Source organism: Collimonas sp. OK607 (assembly GCF_900111995.1).
GTDB lineage: Bacteria > Pseudomonadota > Gammaproteobacteria > Burkholderiales > Burkholderiaceae_D > Collimonas.
In genome coordinates this window covers 189,213-210,733 of record NZ_FOKF01000003.1, presented here as the reverse complement: position 1 = coordinate 210,733, position 21,521 = coordinate 189,213, and the positions used below count along the sequence as shown (strand labels likewise).

At 56.3% G+C, this 21,521-nt stretch carries 14 protein-coding genes; 8 read left to right on the top strand and 6 right to left on the bottom strand.

Features of this window, described 5'->3' with window-relative positions; all coding sequences use genetic code 11:
• Window positions 1-4: 4 nt before the first annotated feature.
• From fdhF to BM029_RS04165, 4 genes are all read right to left on the bottom strand, one after another.
• On the bottom strand, window positions 5-2,872 hold the full coding sequence (fdhF, locus tag BM029_RS04180; RefSeq protein ID WP_092432910.1) for a formate dehydrogenase subunit alpha: 2,868 nt from the start codon (window positions 2,870-2,872) through the stop codon (window positions 5-7).
• A gap of 51 nt (window positions 2,873-2,923) precedes the next feature.
• The gene (locus BM029_RS04175; RefSeq protein ID WP_092432909.1) at window positions 2,924-4,480 is read right to left on the bottom strand and encodes a formate dehydrogenase beta subunit; all 1,557 of its coding nucleotides are present in this window, start codon (window positions 4,478-4,480) and stop codon (window positions 2,924-2,926) included.
• The gene (locus tag BM029_RS04170; RefSeq protein WP_092432957.1) at window positions 4,477-4,992 is read right to left on the bottom strand and encodes a formate dehydrogenase subunit gamma; all 516 of its coding nucleotides are present in this window, start codon (window positions 4,990-4,992) and stop codon (window positions 4,477-4,479) included. Before BM029_RS04170 ends, BM029_RS04175 begins: the two co-directional genes overlap by 4 nt.
• A 177-nt stretch (window positions 4,993-5,169) precedes the next feature.
• The gene (locus BM029_RS04165) at window positions 5,170-6,807 is read right to left on the bottom strand and encodes an OFA family MFS transporter (protein ID WP_092432907.1); all 1,638 of its coding nucleotides are present in this window, start codon (window positions 6,805-6,807) and stop codon (window positions 5,170-5,172) included.
• 165 nt (window positions 6,808-6,972) lie between these two features.
• On the opposite strand from BM029_RS04165, the gene BM029_RS04160 reads away from it, so the two are divergent.
• The 5 genes from BM029_RS04160 to BM029_RS04140 all read left to right on the top strand — a co-directional run bounded on the left by BM029_RS04160 (window position 6,973) and on the right by BM029_RS04140 (window position 11,611).
• Window positions 6,973-8,049 (top strand): substrate-binding domain-containing protein, encoded by a 1,077-nt coding sequence (locus BM029_RS04160; RefSeq protein ID WP_092432905.1) that lies wholly within the window; start codon window positions 6,973-6,975, stop codon window positions 8,047-8,049.
• 212 nt (window positions 8,050-8,261) lie between these two features.
• Entirely contained in the window at window positions 8,262-9,041 is a 780-nt protein-coding gene (locus BM029_RS04155; protein ID WP_092432903.1) for a basic amino acid ABC transporter substrate-binding protein, read from the top strand.
• Window positions 9,042-9,056: 15 nt separating this feature from the next.
• Window positions 9,057-9,848 carry a basic amino acid ABC transporter substrate-binding protein gene (locus BM029_RS04150; RefSeq protein WP_092432901.1) on the top strand — a complete coding sequence of 264 codons (792 nt, stop codon included), beginning with the start codon at window positions 9,057-9,059 and terminating at the stop codon, window positions 9,846-9,848.
• 50 nt (window positions 9,849-9,898) lie between these two features.
• Window positions 9,899-10,693 carry a basic amino acid ABC transporter substrate-binding protein gene (locus BM029_RS04145; RefSeq protein WP_092432900.1) on the top strand — a complete coding sequence of 265 codons (795 nt, stop codon included), beginning with the start codon at window positions 9,899-9,901 and terminating at the stop codon, window positions 10,691-10,693.
• A gap of 174 nt (window positions 10,694-10,867) precedes the next feature.
• On the top strand, window positions 10,868-11,611 hold the full coding sequence (locus BM029_RS04140) for an amino acid ABC transporter permease (RefSeq protein WP_092432899.1): 744 nt from the start codon (window positions 10,868-10,870) through the stop codon (window positions 11,609-11,611).
• Window positions 11,612-11,794: 183 nt separating this feature from the next.
• Here BM029_RS04140 and BM029_RS04135 read toward each other — a convergent pair whose 3' ends face one another.
• Both BM029_RS04135 and BM029_RS04130 read right to left on the bottom strand, forming a co-directional pair.
• On the bottom strand, window positions 11,795-15,109 hold the full coding sequence (locus tag BM029_RS04135; protein WP_371329079.1) for a UvrD-helicase domain-containing protein: 3,315 nt from the start codon (window positions 15,107-15,109) through the stop codon (window positions 11,795-11,797).
• The gene (locus tag BM029_RS04130; protein WP_092432896.1) at window positions 15,100-17,847 is read right to left on the bottom strand and encodes a PD-(D/E)XK nuclease family protein; all 2,748 of its coding nucleotides are present in this window, start codon (window positions 17,845-17,847) and stop codon (window positions 15,100-15,102) included. Before BM029_RS04130 ends, BM029_RS04135 begins: the two co-directional genes overlap by 10 nt.
• Window positions 17,848-18,172: 325 nt before the next feature.
• On the opposite strand from BM029_RS04130, the gene trxA reads away from it, so the two are divergent.
• The 3 genes from trxA to BM029_RS04115 all read left to right on the top strand — a co-directional run bounded on the left by trxA (window position 18,173) and on the right by BM029_RS04115 (window position 21,429).
• Window positions 18,173-18,499, top strand: coding sequence for a thioredoxin TrxA (gene trxA / locus BM029_RS04125; RefSeq protein ID WP_092414674.1), 327 nt, complete (start codon window positions 18,173-18,175; stop codon window positions 18,497-18,499).
• Window positions 18,500-18,603: 104 nt separating this feature from the next.
• The gene (gene rho / locus BM029_RS04120) at window positions 18,604-19,866 is read left to right on the top strand and encodes a transcription termination factor Rho (RefSeq protein WP_014004861.1); all 1,263 of its coding nucleotides are present in this window, start codon (window positions 18,604-18,606) and stop codon (window positions 19,864-19,866) included.
• Window positions 19,867-20,142: 276 nt separating this feature from the next.
• Entirely contained in the window at window positions 20,143-21,429 is a 1,287-nt protein-coding gene (locus BM029_RS04115) for an MFS transporter (protein WP_092432894.1), read from the top strand.
• Window positions 21,430-21,521 lie beyond the last annotated feature (92 nt).

The window sequence follows — 21,521 nt, the reverse complement described above, 5'->3', positions numbered from 1 at the left end:
GCGATTACTTGGTGACTGCAGCCTCAGCCTCATGCCCGGCTTGCCCTTGCAGCAGCTTCAGCTGCTGCTCGGTGAAACGGCTGAACTGCTTCTGCCATTCGGAAGGCTGGCTGACCGGCATGACCTGCACCGCCGTGACCTTGTATTCCGGACAATTGGTGGCCCAGTCGGAATTATCGGTGGTAATCACATTGGCGCCTGATTCCGGGAAATGGAAAGTGGTGTATACCACGCCCGGCTGCACTCTTTCAGTCACCGTTGCGCGCAATACGGTCTGTCCGGCACGCGATTCAATGCCGACCCAATCGTCTTCCTTGATGCCTCTGTCTTCGGCGTCATGCGGATGGATCTCCAGCCGATCCTCGCTATGCCACTCGACGTTCTCGGTACGCCGGGTCTGTGCGCCGACATTGTATTGCGACAGGATGCGCCCGGTGGTCAGGATCAGCGGATACTTCTGCGTGACCTTTTCGTCGGTAGCGATATATTGCGTATTGATGAATTTTCCCTTGCCACGCACGAATTCATTGATGTGCATGATCGGTGTGCCTTCGGGGGCCGCGTCGTTGCATGGCCACTGCAGGCTGCCGGCCTGTTCCAGCTTGGCATAGCTGACGCCGTGAAAGGTGGGTGTCAGCGCGGCGATTTCGTCCATGATTTGAGAAGGATGCTGGTAATCCATCTGATAGCCGAGGGCCGCGGACAAGGCGACAGTGACTTCCCAATCCGACTTGCCGCCCTTTGCCGGCATCACTTTTCGTACGCGAGAGATACGTCGTTCAGCGTTGGTGAAAGTGCCATCCTTTTCCAGGAACGACGATCCGGGCAGGAACACGTGCGCATATTTGGCGGTCTCGTTGAGGAACAGATCCTGCACCACGATGCATTCCATCGCTGCCAGCGCGGCGGTGACGTGCTGCGTGTTCGGGTCCGACTGCACGATGTCCTCGCCTTCGCAATACAAGCCCATGAAACCGCCATCCATGGCGGCGTCGAACATGTTCGGAATCCGCAAACCCGGCTCGGGGCTCAGCGTGACGCCCCAGGCTTGTTCGAACTCGCCGCGCACGGTGCTATCCGAAACATGGCGGTAACCTGGCAATTCATGCGGGAACGAACCCATGTCGCAAGAGCCCTGGACATTGTTCTGGCCGCGCAGCGGATTGACGCCGACGCCTTCGCGGCCGACATTACCGGTCGCCATCGCCAGGTTGGCGATACCGATCACCATGGTCGAACCTTGCGCATGCTCGGTCACGCCGAGGCCGTAGTAGATGGCGCCGTTGCCAGCAGTGGCAAACAAACGTGCGGCACCGCGTAGCTGGTCTGCGGGCACGCCAATGACGTCAGCCATCATTTCCGGCGAATTCTCCGGCCGTAATACGAATTCCTTCCAGTCGGCATAGGATTTCTGGTCGCAGCGTTCTGCGACGAAATCTTCCTTCTGCAAACCCTCTGACAAGATCACGTGCGCCAGTGCAGTGATCAAGGCGACGTTGGTACCGGGCCGCAGTTTGAGATGGTAATCGGCTTGCACATGGGGTGATTTCACCATGTCAGTGGTGCGTGGATCGATCACGATCAACTTGGCGCCCTGGCGCAGGCGGCGTTTCATTTGCGAAGCAAACACCGGATGTGCAGCAACCGGATTGGCGCCGATGACCATGATCACATCCGACTTCATCACCGAATCGAAAGTCTGGGTACCCGCCGACTCGCCCAGCGTTTGCTTCAAGCCGTAACCGGTAGGTGAATGGCAGACGCGCGCGCAGGTATCGACGTTGTTATTGCCGAACGCGGCACGCACCAGCTTTTGCACCAGATAGGTTTCTTCATTGGTGCAACGTGATGATGTGATACCACCGATGGAATCTTTACCGTGCTTGGCCTGGATGCGGCGGAACTCGCTGGCGGCATAGGTCAGCGCTTCGTCCCACGACACTTCGCGCCATGGATCGGTGATCTTGCTGCGTATCATCGGCTTGGTGATGCGGTCCTTGTGGGTCGCGTAACCCCAGGCGAAGCGGCCTTTTACGCAGGAGTGGCCGTGGTTGGCCTGACCGTCTTTGTGCGGCACCATGCGCACCACTTCATTGCCTTTCATTTCGGCCTTGAACGAACAGCCGACGCCACAATACGCACATGTCGTGATCTTGCTGTGTTCGGCCTGGCCCATCATGATGACGGTCTTTTCAGTCAGTGTCGCAGTCGGGCAAGCTTGCACGCACGCGCCGCAGGACACACATTCCGACTCCATGAAGCTATCCATCTGTCCTGCCGATACGCGCGATTCGAAACCGCGACCGTCGATCGTCAGCGCAAATGTACCCTGGGTTTCTTCGCAAGCACGTACGCAGCGGTTACAGACGATGCATTTGGATGGATCGTAGGTGAAGTAAGGATTCGATTCATCCTTTTTCATCTTCAGATGATTGTCGCCTTCGTAGCCGTAGCGCACTTCACGCAAACCGGTCACGCCTGCCATGTCCTGCAATTCGCAATTGCCGTTAGTGGGGCAAGTCAAACAATCCAGCGGATGGTCAGAGATGTACAACTCCATTACGCCGCGCCGGATATCGGCCAGTTTCGGGGTCTGGGTCTTGACCTTCATTCCCGGCTCGCACGGTGTGGTGCAAGATGCCGGATAGCCTTTCCTGCCATCAATTTCCACCAGGCACAAACGGCAAGAACCAAACGGCTCCAGGCTGTCGGTAGCGCACAATTTCGGTACGTTGATGCCGGCTTCTACCGCCGCACGCATGACCGAAGTGCCGGCTGCCACTTCGACGCTAACGCCGTCGATTTCCAGTACCACTGATTTTTCGGATTGCTTGGCCGGTGTACCGTAGTCAAGTTCATTAAGCTGATTCATCACATACTCCTGGTTCCATTGGAACGTGGATGGTGTTAGTCGTGCAAGCTATCAAGCGGCCTTGTCGGCGGCGCTGCTGGCAAAATCTTCGGGAAAATGATCGAGAGCCGACAGCACCGGCAACGGCGTCATGCTGCCCATCGCGCATAAAGAGCCATTGATCATGGTGTCGCACAGATCCCGTAGCAGATGTATTTCATGCACCTGGCCGGCGACAATCTTGTCGATCACTTCGACGCCGCGGGTGGAGCCGATGCGGCAAGGCGTACATTTTCCGCAGGATTCAACCGCGCAGAATTCCATTGCGTATCGCGCTTGTTTTGCCATGTCGACGCTATCGTCGAACACCACGATGCCGCCGTGGCCCAGCATGCCGCCGACAGCAGCGAAGGCTTCGTAATCAAGCTTCGTGTCAAATAGCGACTCCGGCAAATATGGTCCCAACGGGCCGCCGACTTGCACTGCGCGTATCGGCTTGCCGCTGGCGGTGCCGCCGCCAAAGTCGAGCAGCAATTCGCGCAGGGTGACGCCGAACGCCTTCTCCACCAGGCCGCCGTATTTGATATTGCCTGCCAACTGCATCGGCAAGGTGCCGAGCGAACGTCCCATGCCGTAATTTTTATAGAAGGCGGCGCCACGCGCCAGGATGATCGGCACCGAGGCCAGCGAGATCACGTTATTGATGACGGTCGGCTTGCCGAACAAACCTTCGATGGCCGGCAACGGCGGCTTGGCACGCACCACGCCACGCTTGCCTTCCAGGCTTTCGAGCAATGCGGTTTCTTCACCGCAGATGTAAGCGCCAGCGCCTTTACGAACCTCCAGATGGAAGGAATGGGGTGAACCGAGAATATTCTCGCCCAGATAATTGTGGCCGTTTGCCGTGGCGATTGCCTGGTTCAGCGCCGCGATAGCATGCGGATACTCCGAGCGGACATAGATGTAGCCCCGGGTCGCACCAACCGCCAGCGCTGCAATCGTCATGCCTTCGATCAGCATGAACGGATCGTCTTCCATCACCATGCGGTCCGAGAACGTACCCGAATCGCCTTCGTCGGCGTTGCAGACTATGTATTTTTGCGCAGCCTGGGTGTTGGCCACCGTCTTCCATTTGATGCCGGTCGGGAAAGCCGCGCCGCCACGGCCACGCAGGCCGGACTCCAGCACTTCCTGCACCACGTCTGCGCCGGACAGTGTCAAGGCGCGCCTCAAACCGGCGTAACCTTCATGCGCAAGATAATCGTCCAGCGACAGCGGATCGGTGATGCCGACGCGGGCGAAGGTCAGACGCTCCTGGTTTTTCAAATAAGGAATTTCTTCGACCAACCCCAAGGCCAGGCGATGCTGGCCGCCAGCCAGAAAATCGGCATCGAACAGTTCCGCCACATCGTCCGGCTCTACCGGCCCGTAACCGATGCGTCCGGCGGCAGTAACCACTTCCACCAGCGGTTCCAGCCAGAACATGCCGCGTGAGCCGTTGCGTATCAAAGTAATTTCCTGGCCGCGCTTACCTGCTTCGGCAACGATTGCCGCGGCAACCTCGTTGGCTCCCAGCGCTAGCGCGGTAGAGTCGCGCGGTACGTAAACAGTAATACCGGTAGTACTCATTGCGCACCTCGCTTGGCACGCACCAGCTTGTTGAATTTGTCGTTACTGACGCGCGCATACAGATCGTCGTCGATCTGTATGTTCGGGCCGCAAGCGCATTGGCCAAGGCAATACACCGGTTCCAGCGTGAACTGGCCATCGCTGCTGGTACCGTGGAAATCACAGCCCAGCGCCGCCTTGGCGTGCGCGGCAAGCGCTTCTGCGCCAACCGCCTGGCAGGCCTCGGCCCGGCATAGCTGGACTATGTGGCGCCCTGCGGGTTGCTGGCGGAAATGGTGGTAGAAGCTGATTACGCCATGCACTTCGGCACGCGACAGATTCAACTGGTCCGCGATCAACGGCACTACCGATGCCGGTACGTAGCCGAGCGCATCCTGGATCGCATGCAAGACCGGCAGCATGGCGCCGGGCATGTTTTGATATTCTTGAATAATGGATTTGACCTGGTCCAGATCAACAGATGGGTCCGACGGTACAACTTGCGATACTTGCGACACTTGAGAGCTTTGCATCTTCACGACTGTCTCCTACCGGTATTCGGTACTACAAAAGGTGCGCAGAATGGATGTTCTTGTTTTATAACTCAATGCACCCTGATCGGCGCACAACGTTGCGTCTTGAAACCTGTACTACACTGATCAATCGTAGGGTGGGCACGGATGCCCACCCTGCTTCACTACTGAACTCTATTACTTAAACAATACTGCAGATTTCTGCAGGGTGATCGAAATCCCCCAAACCAGAGGAATGATCACCGCCGCCCACGACGCCCACAGCACAGCCGGATTACCGCCGTTGCCGATGGTCGCCATCACTTCCGGCGCCAGCACCGCTTCGCCGCTGGCGGAAGCCTGTTCATGCGCCAGTTGTTTCTCGCGTGCCAGTTCTTCCGGCGTCATGAAGTACTTTTCAGCGACCGGCCTGATCATCAGGTTGCACAGCAGGCCAACTACCAGCATGCCGGCCAGGATGTACATCGTGGTGTTGTAGACCGCTTCACGTGGGATACCAAGCGAGAGTTGATATTCGCGCATGTAGTTCACTACCACCGGCCCGAGAATCCCGGCAGTCGCCCACGCTGTCAGCAGACGGCCATGGATCGCGCCTACCATCTGGGTGCCGAACAAGTCAGCCAGATAGGCCGGCACCGTTGCAAAACCACCGCCATACATCGACAGGATCAGGCACACGGCAGCCACGAACAGCGCCACACTGCCGGCCGCACCGGACCAAGGCAAGCTCACATACAGCACGAAGCCGAGGACAAAGAACACGACATAAGTCATCTTGCGTCCGATGTAGTCAGAGCATGTGGCCCAGACGAAACGGCCGCCAATGTTGAACAGGCTGATCAAGCCGGTAAAGCCGGCGGCAATCGCCGCTATCGCACTTTTTTGTTCAACCGACAAATCCGCAAACTTGGCGCTCACACCCAGCAGATGGCCGCCGAACATTTCTTGCAACATAGGCGACGCCATGCCGATCACGCCGATACCAGCCGAGACGTTCAGGCACAACACCAGCCACACCAGCCAGAACTGCGGGATGCCCCAGACTTTGCTGACATGTACGTGGTGCTGGGTGATCATGGCGTTGCTATTGGTGACAGGCGGAGTCCATCCAGCCGGTTTCCAGCCGCTAGGCGGAATCCGGTAACCGAAAGCGCCGGCCATCATGAATACAAAGTAGATCAGAGCCATCACGACAAAAGTTTGCCAGACGCCGACTGAAACGTCGTTAGCGAAATGCTTCATCAGCTTGTCTGCCAACGGACTGCCGATCAGCGCACCGCCGCCGAAGCCCATGATCGCCATGCCAGTCGCCATACCGCGACGGTCCGGGAACCATTTGATCAGCGTCGACACGGGCGAGATATAACCCAGCCCGAGACCAATCCCGCCAATCAAACCGGAGCCTAGCCAGATCAGCCATATCTGATGCAGATAAACTCCGAGCGCTGAAATCAGCAAACCTCCGCACCAGCACACCGCAGCCACAAAACCGGCCTTGCGCGGACCGACGTGTTCCAGCCAGCCGCCCCAGATTGCCGCCGATGTTCCGAGCAAAACGAAGAACATGGTGAAGATCCAGCCAAGCATTGAAATTTTCCAGTCGCAATTACTTGCGAATATTTCAGCAAAGAAACTCATGTCCTTTGCGCAAACTACCGATTCCTTGATGCCGACCGCTTTCGACAGCGGCAGCCAGAACACGGAAAAGCCGTAAGCCATGCCAATACACAGGTGGATTGCCAACGCTGCGGGCGGCACCAGCCAACGGTTGAAGCCTGGACCTGCGATGGTCCGTTCCTTATCTAAAAATCCCACATTCCCCCCTGGAAATAAAAAAAGCTTATATGTACCATAGGTAATTACTTACATATAGTTTTATTTGAGAAATATTTTGTTTCCTTATATTTCCTCTATATATTTCCTATAAATATACAAAATATCACTAGTAGATGGCCTGCTCAATAGGCTATATTTTGCATAATGTATAGAGTCAAAATAAAGCCGCATTGGGAAATTTCGCGCGATGCAGAGTCGCCACTGGATACTGCTGTTTTATTGACATTACTTACGGCAATCCAGGAAACCGGCTCGATTGCCAATGCCGCCAAACAGACCGGCGGTTCTTACCGTCACGCCTGGGGCTTGTTACGTGCAGCAGAACAGATGTTCGGTCACCCACTGGTAGAAACCGGGCGCGGCCGCGGTAGCCGCCTGTTGCCGCTTGCAGAAAAACTGATCTGGGCTGATCGCCGCATCGCGGCGCGTTTGTCGCCGACACTGGAGACCCTGGCGTCCGAACTGGAAGGTGAGCTGAGCAAAACAGTAAGCTGCGGGCCGCCGATGATCCGCCTGAACGCCAGTCATGGCTTTGCCGTTGCGGCATTGCTGAATCAGCTGAATGAACGACGCCTGCCGGTGGAACTGCGTTATCGCAATAGCGCAGATGCGGTGGCGGCCCTGGCGCGGCAGGAATGCGACCTGGCCGGCTTTCACGTGCCGCTGGGAGAATTCGAAGAAGCATCGGTAGCCAGCTATCGCCAATGGCTGGATAAAGACAAACATTGCCTGGTTCACCTGGCGGTACGCAACCAAGGCTTGATGGTGGCGCCGGGTAATCCGAAAAAAATCGCCGGCTTATCCGACCTGACCCGATCCGGCGTACTTTTTGTCAACCGCCAACCGGGCTCCGGTACGCGCATGCTGCTGGAACTGATGTTGTCCAGGCAAGCGTTGTCGCCCACTGCCATCGACGGTTTCGAAACCGCAGAATTCACCCACTCCGCAATTGCCGCCTTTATCGCCAGCGGCATGGCCGATGTCGGTTTCGGCGTACAGACTGCGGCTCAGCGCTTCGGTCTGGATTTCATCCCGCTGGTGCGGGAGCGTTATTTCTTTGCCATATCCTGCAGCGCCATGAGCGACCCGCTGATGCAGCAAGTGATCAGCATCTTGCAATCAGCCTCGTTTCGCGAAATAGTTGACCAGATCAGCGGCTACGATGGCAGCGCCACCGGTCAGATCTTGTCGCTGTCGGAAGCGTTCAAGAGCCTGCAATAAAGTCGCCATTGCCGCCACACATCTATATAAATCATTGTTATTTACATAGATGAATCTAAAATAGCGGCTTACTCCAAACAATATTGATAAAATTGCAACTACATGCTCCGGCCAGAAAGCCGCACGTGGCCGCAACTCTTGAACGCTGGCTTTCGTTGCCGCGTTGCCGATATGAACTGGAACACATTACCCATCTTTACTGGAGAGACTCAATGAAACGCATTTTCAATCTGGGCCTGTGCGTACTCGCGCTGTCGTTGGCAGCTTGCGGCAAGCAGGAACCGAAAACGGCGGCAGCGCCTGCGCCGACTGTATATCTGGTCGGCGCCGAGGCGACTTTTGCGCCGTTCGAATACCAGAATGAACAAAAGGAAATCGTCGGCTTTGATGTCGATGTAATGAATGCAATCGCCGACAAGGGCGGTTTCAAGATCAAGTTCGTCAACACGCCGTTCGAAGGCATCTTCAATTTCCTGGCGCAGGGCGACCGCGATCTGCTGGCATCGGCAATCACGATTACCGATGAACGCAAGCAGACCGTCGATTTTTCCGAGCCCTACTTCGAAGCCAATCAACTGATCGTGGTGCCGAAAAATTCCACAGTCACGAAGTTTGCCGATTTGAAGAACATGAAAGTGGGCGTGCAAAGTGCAACCACCGGCGATGAAATCGTGCAAAAGGAATTGGGCAAGAGTAATCCCAACATCAAACGCCTGGAATCGGCGACCCTGGTCATGAAGGAACTGGAAGGCGGCGGCGTCGAGGCAGTCGTATCCGATAACGGCGTGATCAAGAATTACATCAAGAACAATCCATCCGAAGGTTTCCGCTTCATCACCGATCCGGCATTCCCTAAAGAGTACTACGGCATCGCAGTCAAGAAGGGCAACGCCGAGTTGCTGGCCAAGGTCAACAAAGGACTGGCGGCAATCAAGGCCGACGGCACTTACGACAAGATCTACGCCAAGTATTTTGCTGAATCGTCCAAATAAGCGCCGGGAGAAAATATGAAACAACGATATCTGCCGGCTCTGACTCTGGCGTTGGTATGTTCACTTGCCGTTCTGGCAGGTTGCGGCAAGAAGGATAACAACGCTGCGGCGACCACGGGCAACATTGAATACGTAGTTGGCGCCGACGGCGCATATGCTCCCTTCGCTTCCGAGAATGAACAGAAAGAACTGGTTGGCTTCGATGTCGAAATCATGAAAGCCGTGGCCGACAAGGCCGGCATCAAGATCCGGATCGTCAATACACCGTTCGACGGCCTGTTCAATGCCCTGTCCCAGGGCGACCGCGATATCCTGATTTCCACCATCACGATCAACGACCAGCGTCGTCAAACCATGGATTTCTCGGAACCTTACTTTGTGGCCAAGCAGCTGATCGTGCTGCCGTCGAATTCCAAAGTAGCTAAATTCGAAGATCTGAAATCTTTGAAGATCGGCGTTCAGAGCGCTACTACCGCTGACGAAGCGGCACAAAACCTGGTCGGCAAAAACAGCCCTAGCGTCAAACGCTTCGAGTCGATGCCGCTGGCGTTTCAAGAGCTGGAAGGCGGTGGCGTCGATGCCGTGGTCGGCGACAATGGCGTCGTCACCAATTTCGTGAAGAACAATCCGGGCAAGAATTTCCGCATCGTCAACGATCCGGCTTTCCCTAAGGAATATTACGGAATCGCGGTCAAGAAGGGCAATGCCGACTTGCTGGCCAAGCTGAATCACGGGTTGGAGCAGATCAAGGCGGATGGCACCCAGGACCGGATATACAAGAAGTATTTCGCGGACGAGAAGCTATAAATTCGATTATAAACTCAGCTAAAAATCCGACTTATTTTTGCGAGAGCACCATGAAAAAAATGTTACGCCGTTACCTGCCGCTATGCGCTCTGAGCATGAGCCTGCTGGCAGTGGGCGCCTGCAGTAAAAAGGAAGAAGCACCGGCGGCAGCTGCCAAACAAAACCTGTACGTGGTTGGGGTTGAATCAGCTTACGCGCCGTTTTCCGCTGAAAACGAAAAGAAGGAAGTGGTCGGTTTCGACATCGACTTGATGAAAGCGATTGCGGCAAAAATCGGCATCGAAGTGAAATTCGTTCCGACGCCGTTCGAAGGCATCTTCAATTTCCTCGCGCAGGGCGACCGCGATCTGCTGATTTCAGCCATCACGATTACCGATGAGCGCAAGCAGACTGTGGATTTTTCGACGCCGTATTTTGAAGCCAGCCAGTTGATCGCCGTCCCGCAAAACAACACCTCGGTCAAGCAGTTCAACGACCTGAAAAACATGAAAATCGGCGTGCAAAGCGCCACTACGGGTGATGAAGTGGTACAAAACCTGGTGGGAAAGAACAATCCGAGCATCAAGCGCTTCGATTCCACCACGCTGGCCTTGAAAGAACTGGAAAGCGGCGGCGTCGATGCCGTGGTGGCTGACGATCCGGTGGTGAGGAACTACATTACCAACAATCCGTCCGCCAGCTTCCGCGTAGTAAGCGATGCCGGCTTTCCGAAAGAGTACTATGGCATTGCGGTACGCAAGGGGAATACCGAGCTGCTGGCCAAAATCAATCAAGGCCTGGCAGCTGTCAAAGCTGACGGCAGCTTTGACAAAATCAATGCAAAGTACTTTGGCGGCAGCAAATAAGCAGCAAGTAAATAGTTGAAAATCCCCCGCAGACCGCCTGTTTTTTGGCTGTCTGCGGCAACTACGGTATAATTTTGCGCTAATTTTTAGTATCTTCTTGCATAGCCCGGATCGCCAACCAGCCGGGTTACGCGTCCATTCAGCCCGTCACACCGTTTCTTCTCAACAATACTTATGGATTTTCGCTGGAGCATCATACAAGGCTACGCGCCGCTATTCGTCAAAGGCTTCTTCATGACGCTACAGGTCGCCGTGATCAGTATCGTCATCGGCACCATCCTGGGCTTATTGCTGGGCATGCTACGTTTGGCGGATGTCAAACACGGCCCATGGAAATGGCCGCTCCGCGTGCTTAAAGGGCTGGCCAGCTTCTATGTCGCCTTCTTCCGCGGCACTCCGCTGTTCGTGCAGATCCTGCTGATCCACTTTGCAGTGATGCCGGTGCTGATCCATCAAGACAACGGCCTGCTGATCTCCGGTGAGCTGGCGCGCACCATCAAACAGGATTACGGCGCCTTCATCTCCGGTGTCGTGGCCTTGTCGTTGAATGCCGGTGCGTATATTTCCGAGATTTTCCGCGCTGGTATCCAGTCGATTGATCGTGGCCAGACGTATGCGGCATCCAGCCTCGGCATGGGTTACAAACTGACCATGCGTTATGTGGTGCTGCCGCAAGCGTTTCGCCGCATGCTGCCGCCGCTTGGCAATGAAGCGATCACGCTGCTCAAGGACTCATCGCTGGTGTCGGCCATCGGCCTGGCCGAGCTGGCTTACGCTGCAAGGACCGTGGCCGGTGCCTATTCGCGCTATTGGGAGCCATACATCACGATTTCCGTGGTCTATTTCGCCATGACCATGTGCCTGGCTATGTTGGTTGGCCGGCTGGAAAAGAAATACGCGGCGCCGCATCACCGTTGATTGCACGCCGGCTATTTCCATGATCTGGTAGGGTGGGCACGCATTTGTGCCCACGCGTGATCCACTTCACGTACACGTCTGTTTCGGCAGCGCATGGGCATGCACTCCGGTTATCGCGGTCACGCGTGGGCATTCATGCCCACCCTACGGTTGCCTTGGCGTGAATTATAGGTGCGCTCTTATTTAGTCAATTTCGGACAACCGTCCGTCCACTGTCAGCAACGCCGTTCGCAAGCGCTTATCCGCAAACACCGGCTGCGCCGCTTGCCGGTATGTGCGCAGCTGAGTCGTATACGCCGCGCGTTCGCTGTCGAGCAGATTGCGTTTGTAATCCAGGATCCACACCTCATCGTCAAAGATCACCACCCGGTCGAAACGCAGCACGACGTTATCGGCGATGATTTCCATTTCATTGCGGGCGTGCAAATGTAAGGCTGGATTAAAGAAATGCGCCAGATCGGCCTGCCCCAGAATGGTCTGGGCCTGATGTCTGATCAGCTTTGCCAACGCTAGCGGACACGGTAGCCAGCGCGCAATTGTCTCGGCATCCGGCAGCAGCACCGGCCATTGACCATGCTGGGTGACTCGTTCCAGCAATCCGTGCAACGCGATACCTTCAGCTATCGCCTGATTATCGAAAGTGGCAGCGACTGCTACCACCGGCGGCGGCAATTGCGGAGGATCGAATATTTCCTGCTCAAATCTTTGTGCACCATCGACGACAGCAGCAGCTTCTGCTACTGCATCGAAACTGGCTTCAGGAACATGTTCAAGCCGTGCGTACCAACTGTCATCCGTCACGCCGCCGCTTCTGCCTGCGACGCCGCTAATGATCAGCAACTGCTTGGCGCGGGTGGTAGCTACGTACAACAGGTTCCAGTCTTCCTGCGTCTTGAAACCTTCTTCTGCCGCAAACAAAGGATCGCGCGCAGCGCCGCGCTCGGCGCTGCTGCCGAACGCGGAAAAGTGCTGCGGCGCTTCCGCGTCTTGCGGCCAGTCGCACAGGATACCGTAGTCGTCGCGGGCAGGTTTGCTGTGGTTGGCGTCCAGCAGCACCACTACCGGTGCTTCCAGTCCCTTGGCGCTATGTACAGTCAGTATCCGTACTGCATCGGTCGCGGCATCGATACTGGCTTCGTCAGGCGCATCGCCGCCGGCGGCGTTTTGCAAGCTGCGCAAGGCATCGATAAATTTCGGCAGGCTGGGATAGCGGCCCGCATCCATATTCAGTGCAAGTTCGACGAAGGTTTCGATGTTGCCGATGGCCTGGCTACGCGACAAAGGCGTCGCGGCTTGCGCATAGCGGGCCAGCAATTGGCCTCGGTGCAAGATAACATCGAGCAGATCGTGCACCGGCAAACGTGGTGCAGCCTGCAGCCAATCTTCCAGCAGAACACTAGCGCGTTGCAGCGCCGGCGCGGCGTCATGCTCCAGCGCAGCAGCCCGCAGACGGGGCCACCAACCTCGTTCGGTGCGTTGCGCCAGACCGATCAGATCATTATCGCTGGCGCCGAAGATCGGCGATTTCAATACATGGCCCAATGCCCGCGCATCGTCAGGTGTGATCAGGAAAGTCAGCAAGGCAATCAGATCGGAGATTTCCAGCGACTCCAGCAGGCCGCCGCGCTTGTCGGACATGAACGGTATGCCGGCTTCGCGCAGCGCGCTTTCGTAAGCGCCGAGATGACTGCGTTTCTTAACCAGCAACATCACGTCCGACCACTGTATTTTGCGGCTACCCTGCTCCTGAAGCACTACCAGTTCTTGCCTGGCGCGCCATAAAGCTTGCGCCAGTTGCCTGCCCTCGTCGCGGCGGCGCGCATCTTCCGATTCTTCACGTGCGGTCGTCAAGGGATTACGCAGGCCCTGCGGCGCCTCCGCTGCCTCATCGCCGGCTTGCCGGATCAACGGCAAACGCCACACAACGCCGCCGACTTCGCCCAATGTGGTTTGTGCTGAGAACAAGGGGTTGGCGTAGAAGCTGGCGTTCAACACATCGACAATCGCGCTGGCGTTGCGCCTGGTCTGATTGGCTTGCAACACCGTGGCGCCCTGCTCTTGCAATAACTTACGCGCGGCTTCGAACACGCGCGGCTCGGCGCGGCGGAAACGATAGATCGATTGTTTCGGATCGCCGACCACAAACACGCTCGGCTGGCCGGCATCTTCGCCATAGGCGTTCAACCAGGCGCGCACGATGCTCCACTGCAGCGGATTGGTGTCTTGAAATTCGTCCAGCAGGATATGCTTGTAGCGGCTGTCGAGCCGGCTTTGCAGATAGGCCGCGCTTTCCGGATTGGTCAGCAAGCGGTAGGCTTGCCATTCCAGGTCGGCGAAATCGAATACACGCTGCTCTGCCTTGAGCGCCTGATAGCATTCCAGATAGGCATTGCCAACGCTGAACAGATGCTGGTTCAAACTGATTACGGTACGTTCGTAACTGCGCTTGCGCAGCAACTTAAGCGCTTCCCCGGTCGCAAAAAATTCTGCTTCGAAGGCATCAAGGGCATTGCCGCCCAGGCTGTTTTCCAGTGCCTTCAGAAAATCCTTGGTTTTGCCGTTACTCCGCGGCTTGCCTGCGTCATCGAAGAACTGATTACAGAGCGCATCGAAATTGCCTACTGCCGCGCCCGCGGTCAGTGCCATTTCAATCGCGGTCGCGCGTTTCTGGTTGGTCGCCGAACCCTGCCCAAGTAACCAGGCAATCTGCTTCACCTGAGATAATAATTTCTCGTCGTCCCACAAGGACAGGCGGGCGTCGACTTCGGCATCTTCGCCGCACATTTCACGCAGCCATTCCATCGGCGCATCCACACCCTGCTGGATTACCGCCCACCACTCGGCGCGCTTATCGAGGAAAGCGTTCAATAATTTCCTGGTACTGAAATCGCCAACCAGCTGATATAGCGTCAGCAAATCCTGCTTGACCTGGCTATTATCTTCATCGTTCAGCGATTGCATGAAACGCAGATAAGCATCGGCCTGCAACTCGCCGGTTTTCTCTGTCAACGCGTAGCCGTGCGGCACCCCCGAAGCCAGCGGCGCAATTTTCAGCAGACGTGCGAACCAGCTATGAAAAGTATCGATAGATAAACTTTGCGGACTGGCCAGCACGCGCTCGTACAGATTGCGTGCTGCAGGCAATACCTGGGTCATGGCTTGTGGCGCGATACCGCGCTCCAGCAGCAAGTTGCGCACTTTGGCATCCGGCTGCAGGGCCAGATCGTGCAACAGTTCCAGCAACCGTTCGCGCATTTCCTGCGCGGCCTTGCGGGTAAAGGTAATCGCCAGCAGCTCGGATGGTGCGGCGCCGGCCAGCAACAGGCGCAACATGCGCGCCACCAGCAACCAGGTTTTACCGCTGCCGGCACACGCTTCCACCACCACCGAATGTTGAGGATCGCAAGCGGCATTGGTAAAACCCTGTGCGTCGACCACTTCGCCATTCATCCGATAAGCGCTCGGTAGCGCGATTTGCACAGGCTCGGTCATTCCCATGCTCCCTTGCGACACAGGCCGCGTACATCGCAATACTGGCATACCGATGCGACACCGTTGGCAGGCAGGCCGACGCCGCGCGCAATCGCTTCCACATTGATCGTAATCTGTGCGGCCAAAGCGCGTTGCGCTTCGTCATAATCAGGTGCGCTCACATCACCGACCTTGTCTTTGGTAGTTTCCAGCGCGACGTAGTGCGCCGCCGCAACCGGTCGGTCCGACAGCAAACCGTAGAAGGCCAGTTGATGATCTTCATGGTCTTTGAGTTTCTTATTCAGCACGAGCTGGTTGTTGGTCTTGTAATCCAGTACCGCACGTTCCCCGGCATCGTTCTCGTCGATCCGGTCAATCCGCCCATGCAGGGTCAGGTCGCGGTCTGCCAGCGGCATCGGCTTTTCATACGCCTGTTCGCCAAACACAAAACGCCAGCCTTGGGCTTCGTGCTCATTGGCCCAGATGACATAAGCAGAAATGACTTTTTGCCAGCGCGAGTAGTAACCCAGGGCTGCGGCATTTTTGGCTATGACTTCGTCGAATAATTTTTTTGAAATATCCACCAGCAACGCTTCGCGCTGATCTGCCGGACGTGGCTGATCACGCAGGGTTTCGTGATAGGTTTCCAGGATTTCATGCAGCCAGCCGCCGTAGTCACGCTTTTCCGGCAGATCGGACAGCTCATCCAGCGACGCCAGGCCCAACATGCGCCGGGCAAAAAATTGATACGGGCATTGAATAAAACTGTTGTAAGCACTGGCTGACAGACGGCTTGGTGTCAACTGCGGCGCTGCCGGCCTCGGCATGATTGACAGTGTCGCCTGCAAGGTTTGTGCAGCAATCTCCGCCCGCGTTTCAGTCAGTGCAGGCGCGGCATTACGCGCCAAGGTCAGTTGCAAGCGCTGGATCCATGGGCTGACCGGGTTCGGTTCACCATCCTTGTGCGCCTGCCAGGACAGCACTACCTGCGGATTCATCGCCAGCAATTCGACCACGTCGCGCAATTGCTGGCGCTGCCGGCTCTCGCGTGTCGCTAGGCCCAGCTCACGCCTGACGGTATTGGCAAAGAACAGCGTCTCTTGCGGTTGCGATGGCAGGTGGTCGGCGTCGGCGCCAACCATCAGCACCGCATCGAATGAGCGCAAGCGGGCGCCATTCAACGGCAGCATCACTACCCGGCGGTCATTGATGGCGCTGATGAAACTGGTGTCGTCGAGCTGCAGATTGACCAGCGCGCGCCATTCCGGAAAAGAGAATAGCGCAGCATAATCTTGACCCAGCGCATTCGCCGGTGGCGCAATATGCTGCAACAGCTGCAAGATCTGCTGGCCCGCCGAATCCGCGCTGAGCGCCGACGCGATGCCCAAGCTATCCAATGCCGAAGTGGTGGTAGCAATCCAATCGCGTAAATTCTTGCGACCGCTGAACAATGCTGCCTGCTGCGCGAGCAACGCTACCGTCTTTTGCTCCGTGGGCGCCGCATTCAACGCATTGATCACCGCGCGCCACTCGCCGAGCACGTTGGCGCGCCGCAGCAGCAATTCTATTTTCATCACCAGTGCCGACTTGTTGGCGACGCTGTCCTGCGCCTCATGCAACAAATCCCTGGGCGCTTCGTTCAATACAAACGGCGACTTCAGCAAATCCAGCAAGGCGGTGGTTTCGCCGCGCGCAGCGACAACATCGAACCAGGCGGCAATGGCGGAGGCAGCGCGCGTAGTCGATAACTTCCAGCCGGTTTCATCGGCCACATGAATTTGCGCACGTTCCAGCAAGGCGCGAATCCGCCGGGCCACTACCCGGTCCTGCGCCACAATCGCCAGATTGGTTTTGCCTGACCGCAGCCAGTCGATCACCATTTGCGCGCCCTGCACCGCTTCGTCTTCGACACTGCTGGCGGCGCACAATTGCATCTCGGCCGGTAGCGCAAGATCGCTGGCTGCGATGTCGGTGCGTTCTTCGTTGGTTGCGACTTCCACCATCTCCGGCCACGCCATTGTGTAAGTCGGCAGTATTGCCTGCGCACGCCAGTCCAGCGTCATCGTAACCACCCGTTGACGCATGGCATAGGCGTCGAGAAAAGCCTGCTCCAAAGGCTCCGGCGCTACCGAACTGATCCAGATCAGCGGCTGGCTGGCGCTTTCCGCTATTTGCAGCATTTGCGCGAAGCGTGCCGCTATCGCATCGTCGGCATCCAGCTGGCTTTTCCAGATCGACCACACCAGCTGCGTCTCGTCCGACAATAATTTACGCGCATCCGGCGACAATTGTTCCAGCGCGCTTTGCCAGCGCTGTTCCGGATCACTGGCAGCATCGGCATGCAGCCCGGGTAATAAAGCCTGGGTCAGCTCATCTGATAGCGCTAACAGCGTTTGTGCCAGCGGCAGCAGATCGGTATTGCGACGCGCGGTAAATAATTTTTTCAGCCAGCCGTGCTGGCGCAACTCAGCATACAAACGCATCAGCCGTTCGCTGGCGGGCAGCACATTCGGCAACGGTGGCAACGTCATCAACCAGCCGGACAAGGTAAAGAATTGCGGCGGCACGAAAGTCCCGCCTAATTCCGCAGCGATCGCTGCTTTCAACGGCTGCGCATGAGCGAAAGTCGGCAGCACCACGCGCCAGCGGGCGAAATCGCGCTGGCCGCGATCACCGCTATCCTCGCGGCAGGCCGCCAGCAATGCACGTGCCGCAGCCGGCCAGAAGTTGGCAGATGGCACAAGTTTTATGGATTCTAGGGACATGTGGCTCACTGGATGGACGGGACCCGCCGGTCGGCTACGAGAATTGGCACTCTCGCATTTTTGCAACAATTAGCCCTCATTTTATGCGAGGCCTTGAAAAAATAAGCTCGAAATAATTACATCGCCCACACTTTTTATAAAAATCGGTTATTATTTAGTGAATATCCCGCCGCAACACCTCTTACCACACCCACAAAAACTTGAATTCGCGCACGGCATCCCCACTTATTAAATAGAATAGGGAACGCCGATGGCAACCACCAAGCAGGAATGGTAAGTAGTCTTGGCACACATTGATTCTTTTTTCCCTCACACTGAGGAAACCATGAGCGAACACATTAAACATACTTCCGACGCATCCTTTGAAGCAGATGTACTTAAATCGGACAAACCGGTCCTGGTCGATTTCTGGGCTGAGTGGTGCGGTCCTTGCAAGATGATTGCCCCTATCCTGGAAGAAGTCGCCAAGGAATACGGCGACAAGCTGCAAATCGTCAAGCTGGACGTTGATGCCAACCAGGCAGTGCCTGCCAAGCATGGCATCCGTGGCATTCCGACCTTGATCCTGTTCAAGAACGGCGTTCCTGCGGCACAAAAAGTCGGCGCGCTGGCCAAAGGCCAACTCACTGCATTCATTGATTCGAACCTATAATAACAACCGCGGCGATGCGCCCGCATCGCCGCTTGTGTTTTACTAACGACACCACGCAGTTCCCTCCCCCACCCAATACTTCCCATCCCGGGACACTCATACCTATGCATTTATCTGAATTAAAGGCGTTACACGTCTCCGCCCTGCTAGAAATGGCAATCGGCCTGGACATCGATAACGCGGCGCGATTGCGCAAACAAGAACTGATGTTCGCGATCCTGAAAAAGCGCGCGAAATCAGGAGAACAGATTTTTGGCGATGGCGCCCTCGAAGTACTGCCTGACGGCTTTGGTTTCCTGCGCTCGCCCGACGCCAGCTACATGGCGTCCACCGACGACATTTACATTTCGCCTTCGCAAATCCGCCGTTTCAATCTGCATACCGGCGATTCGATCGAAGGTGAAGTGCGTACGCCGAAAGACGGCGAACGCTATTTCGCACTGGTCAAGGTCGACAAGGTCAACGGCGAATCGCCGGAAGCGTCGAAACACCGCATCCTGTTTGAAAACCTGACGCCACTGCACCCGAACAAACCGCTGCCGCTGGAACGCGACATGCGCGGCGAAGAAAACATCACCGGCCGTATCATCGATATGATCGCGCCTATCGGCAAAGGCCAGCGCGGCCTGCTGGTGGCGTCGCCGAAGTCGGGTAAATCGGTCATGCTGCAGCACATTGCGCATGCCATCACGACTAACCATCCTGACACCGTGATGATCGTCCTGTTGATCGACGAACGTCCGGAAGAAGTGACAGAAATGCAGCGCTCGGTGCGCGGCGAAGTGGTTGCATCCACTTTCGACGAACCGGCCACACGTCACGTACAAGTCGCCGAAATGGTGCTGGAAAAAGCCAAGCGCCTGGTGGAAATGAAAAAAGACGTGGTGATCCTGCTAGACTCGATCACCCGCCTGGCACGTGCCTACAACACCGTGATCCCTGCTTCCGGCAAGGTCCTGACCGGCGGTGTCGACGCCAACGCGCTGCAACGTCCGAAGCGTTTCTTCGGCGCCGCCCGTAACATCGAAGAAGGCGGTTCGCTGACCATCATCGCTACTGCCCTGATCGAAACCGGCAGCCGCATGGATGACGTGATCTACGAAGAGTTCAAGGGTACCGGCAACATGGAAGTGCATCTGGAACGCCGCCTCGCCGAGAAGCGCGTTTATCCATCGATCAACCTGAACAAATCCGGCACCCGCCGCGAAGAATTGCTGATCAAGCCTGACCAGCTGCAAAAAATCTGGGTACTGCGCAAGCTGCTGTACAGCATGGATGAAATCGAAGCGATGGAGTTCATCCTCGACAAGATGAAGTCGACCAAGAATAACGCCGAGTTCTTCGACATGATGCGACGCGGCGGCTAATCGGCCTCGACCCCGGCCCGTTTCGGTTGAAATCCATCTCAATCGAAAATAAAAAAAGTCTGACCTGCGCAAGCACGTCAGATTTTTTTTGTCGTAAGGTCGGCGCATTTGTTATTTCTGACATTACTAATCTCGGATCTGTAAAAAAGCCTTTTTTTACGGCAGAAAATCGTGATTTACAGCAAGGATTGCGGGCTGATTGATAAGGTGTAGACTGATCGAGCTCACCGGTTAAATGCCATTCTTCCGAACCTAAAATTTTCGCGACAACACACCATGGCCACGACTCAATCCAGCCCATCGAAATTCGGCACCGTTCTGCGGGTTACCAGCGGTAACTTCATGGAGATGTTCGATTTCTTCCTATTCGGCTTTTACGCGACCTACATTTCAAAAACCTTTTTCCCGGCCGGCGATGAATTCGCTTCGCTGATGCTGACTTTCATGACTTTCGGCGCGGGCTTCCTGATGCGCCCCCTGGGCGCAATCATTCTTGGCGCCTATGTCGACCGGGTTGGCCGCCGCAAGGGTCTGATCACTACCCTGGCACTGATGGCGGTCGGCACCATGCTGATTGCCTTCGTACCGGGTTACGCCACCATCGGCTATGTGGCGCCGCTGCTGGTATTGATCGGCCGCTTGCTGCAAGGATTTTCGGCAGGGGTTGAACTGGGCGGCGTCTCGGTCTATTTGTCGGAAATGGCAACGCCCGGCAACAAGGGCTTCTATGTCAGCTGGCAATCGGCCAGCCAGCAAGTGGCGATCATCGTCGCCGCGGCGATCGGTTTCGGCCTGCAAGTGTGGCTGCAGCCCGCGCAAATCGCCGACTGGGGCTGGCGCGTGCCGTTCTTTGTCGGCTGCATGATTGTGCCGGTGCTGTTCGTGATTCGCCGCTCCCTGCAGGAAACCGAGGAGTTCATGGCGCGCAAGCACAAACCGGCAGTGCGCGAAATCCTGCGCTCCATGGTGGATAACTGGGGCCTGGTGGTTGCCGGCATGATGCTGGTATCGATGACTACCGTGTCGTTCTACCTGATCACCGTCTACACGCCGACTTTCGGCAAGAGCGTATTGAAACTCACCACCATCGACGCGCTGGTGGTTACCTTCTGCGTCGGCGTTTCGAATTTCATCTGGCTGCCAGTGATGGGCGCCCTGTCAGACCGCATCGGCCGCAAGCCGCTGCTGCTGACATTTACCATACTCACCATCCTGACTTCTTATCCAGCCTTGTCGTGGCTGGTGGCCGACCCGACCTTCCAGAAGATGCTGATGGTGGAACTCTGGCTGTCATTCCTGTACGCCAGTTATAACGGCGCCATGGTGGTGGCCCTGACCGAGATCATGCCGGTCGAAGTGCGCACTGCGGGCTTTTCCCTGGCCTACAGCCTGGCAACGGCGATTTTTGGCGGCTTTACCCCAGCCATCGCAACCGGCCTGATTGAGTACACTGGCGATAAGGGCGCACCTGGCATGTGGATGACTGCCGCAGCAATATGTGGCTTAATTGCAACACTATATTTGTACCGCAAAAGCGGCAATCAAAAAATGGTGCCTGCATAGAACAAAAACCAGCCCCAGCCTGGGTGAATCCTCTACTCGCCCAGGCCGTTATCAAAAAACAAAGTAAAAATCAGTTCTGAAATTCCCCAAGG

What these genes read in the sequence shown, in the direction of transcription:
- fdhF (WP_092432910.1), bottom strand. Translation starts at nt 2,872, where the DNA reads ATGAATCAGCTTAATGAACTTGACTACGGTACACCGGCCAAGCAATCC.
- BM029_RS04175 (WP_092432909.1), bottom strand. Translation starts at nt 4,480, where the DNA reads ATGAGTACTACCGGTATTACTGTTTACGTACCGCGCGACTCTACCGCG.
- BM029_RS04170 (WP_092432957.1), bottom strand. Translation starts at nt 4,992, where the DNA reads ATGCAAAGCTCTCAAGTGTCGCAAGTATCGCAAGTTGTACCGTCGGAC.
- BM029_RS04160 (WP_092432905.1), top strand. Translation starts at nt 6,973, where the DNA reads ATGTATAGAGTCAAAATAAAGCCGCATTGGGAAATTTCGCGCGATGCA.
- BM029_RS04155 (WP_092432903.1), top strand. Translation starts at nt 8,262, where the DNA reads ATGAAACGCATTTTCAATCTGGGCCTGTGCGTACTCGCGCTGTCGTTG.
- BM029_RS04150 (WP_092432901.1), top strand. Translation starts at nt 9,057, where the DNA reads ATGAAACAACGATATCTGCCGGCTCTGACTCTGGCGTTGGTATGTTCA.
- BM029_RS04145 (WP_092432900.1), top strand. Translation starts at nt 9,899, where the DNA reads ATGAAAAAAATGTTACGCCGTTACCTGCCGCTATGCGCTCTGAGCATG.
- BM029_RS04140 (WP_092432899.1), top strand. Translation starts at nt 10,868, where the DNA reads ATGGATTTTCGCTGGAGCATCATACAAGGCTACGCGCCGCTATTCGTC.
- BM029_RS04135 (WP_371329079.1), bottom strand. Translation starts at nt 15,109, where the DNA reads ATGGGAATGACCGAGCCTGTGCAAATCGCGCTACCGAGCGCTTATCGG.
- BM029_RS04130 (WP_092432896.1), bottom strand. Translation starts at nt 17,847, where the DNA reads ATGTCCCTAGAATCCATAAAACTTGTGCCATCTGCCAACTTCTGGCCG.
- trxA (WP_092414674.1), top strand. Translation starts at nt 18,173, where the DNA reads ATGAGCGAACACATTAAACATACTTCCGACGCATCCTTTGAAGCAGAT.
- rho (WP_014004861.1), top strand. Translation starts at nt 18,604, where the DNA reads ATGCATTTATCTGAATTAAAGGCGTTACACGTCTCCGCCCTGCTAGAA.
- BM029_RS04115 (WP_092432894.1), top strand. Translation starts at nt 20,143, where the DNA reads ATGGCCACGACTCAATCCAGCCCATCGAAATTCGGCACCGTTCTGCGG.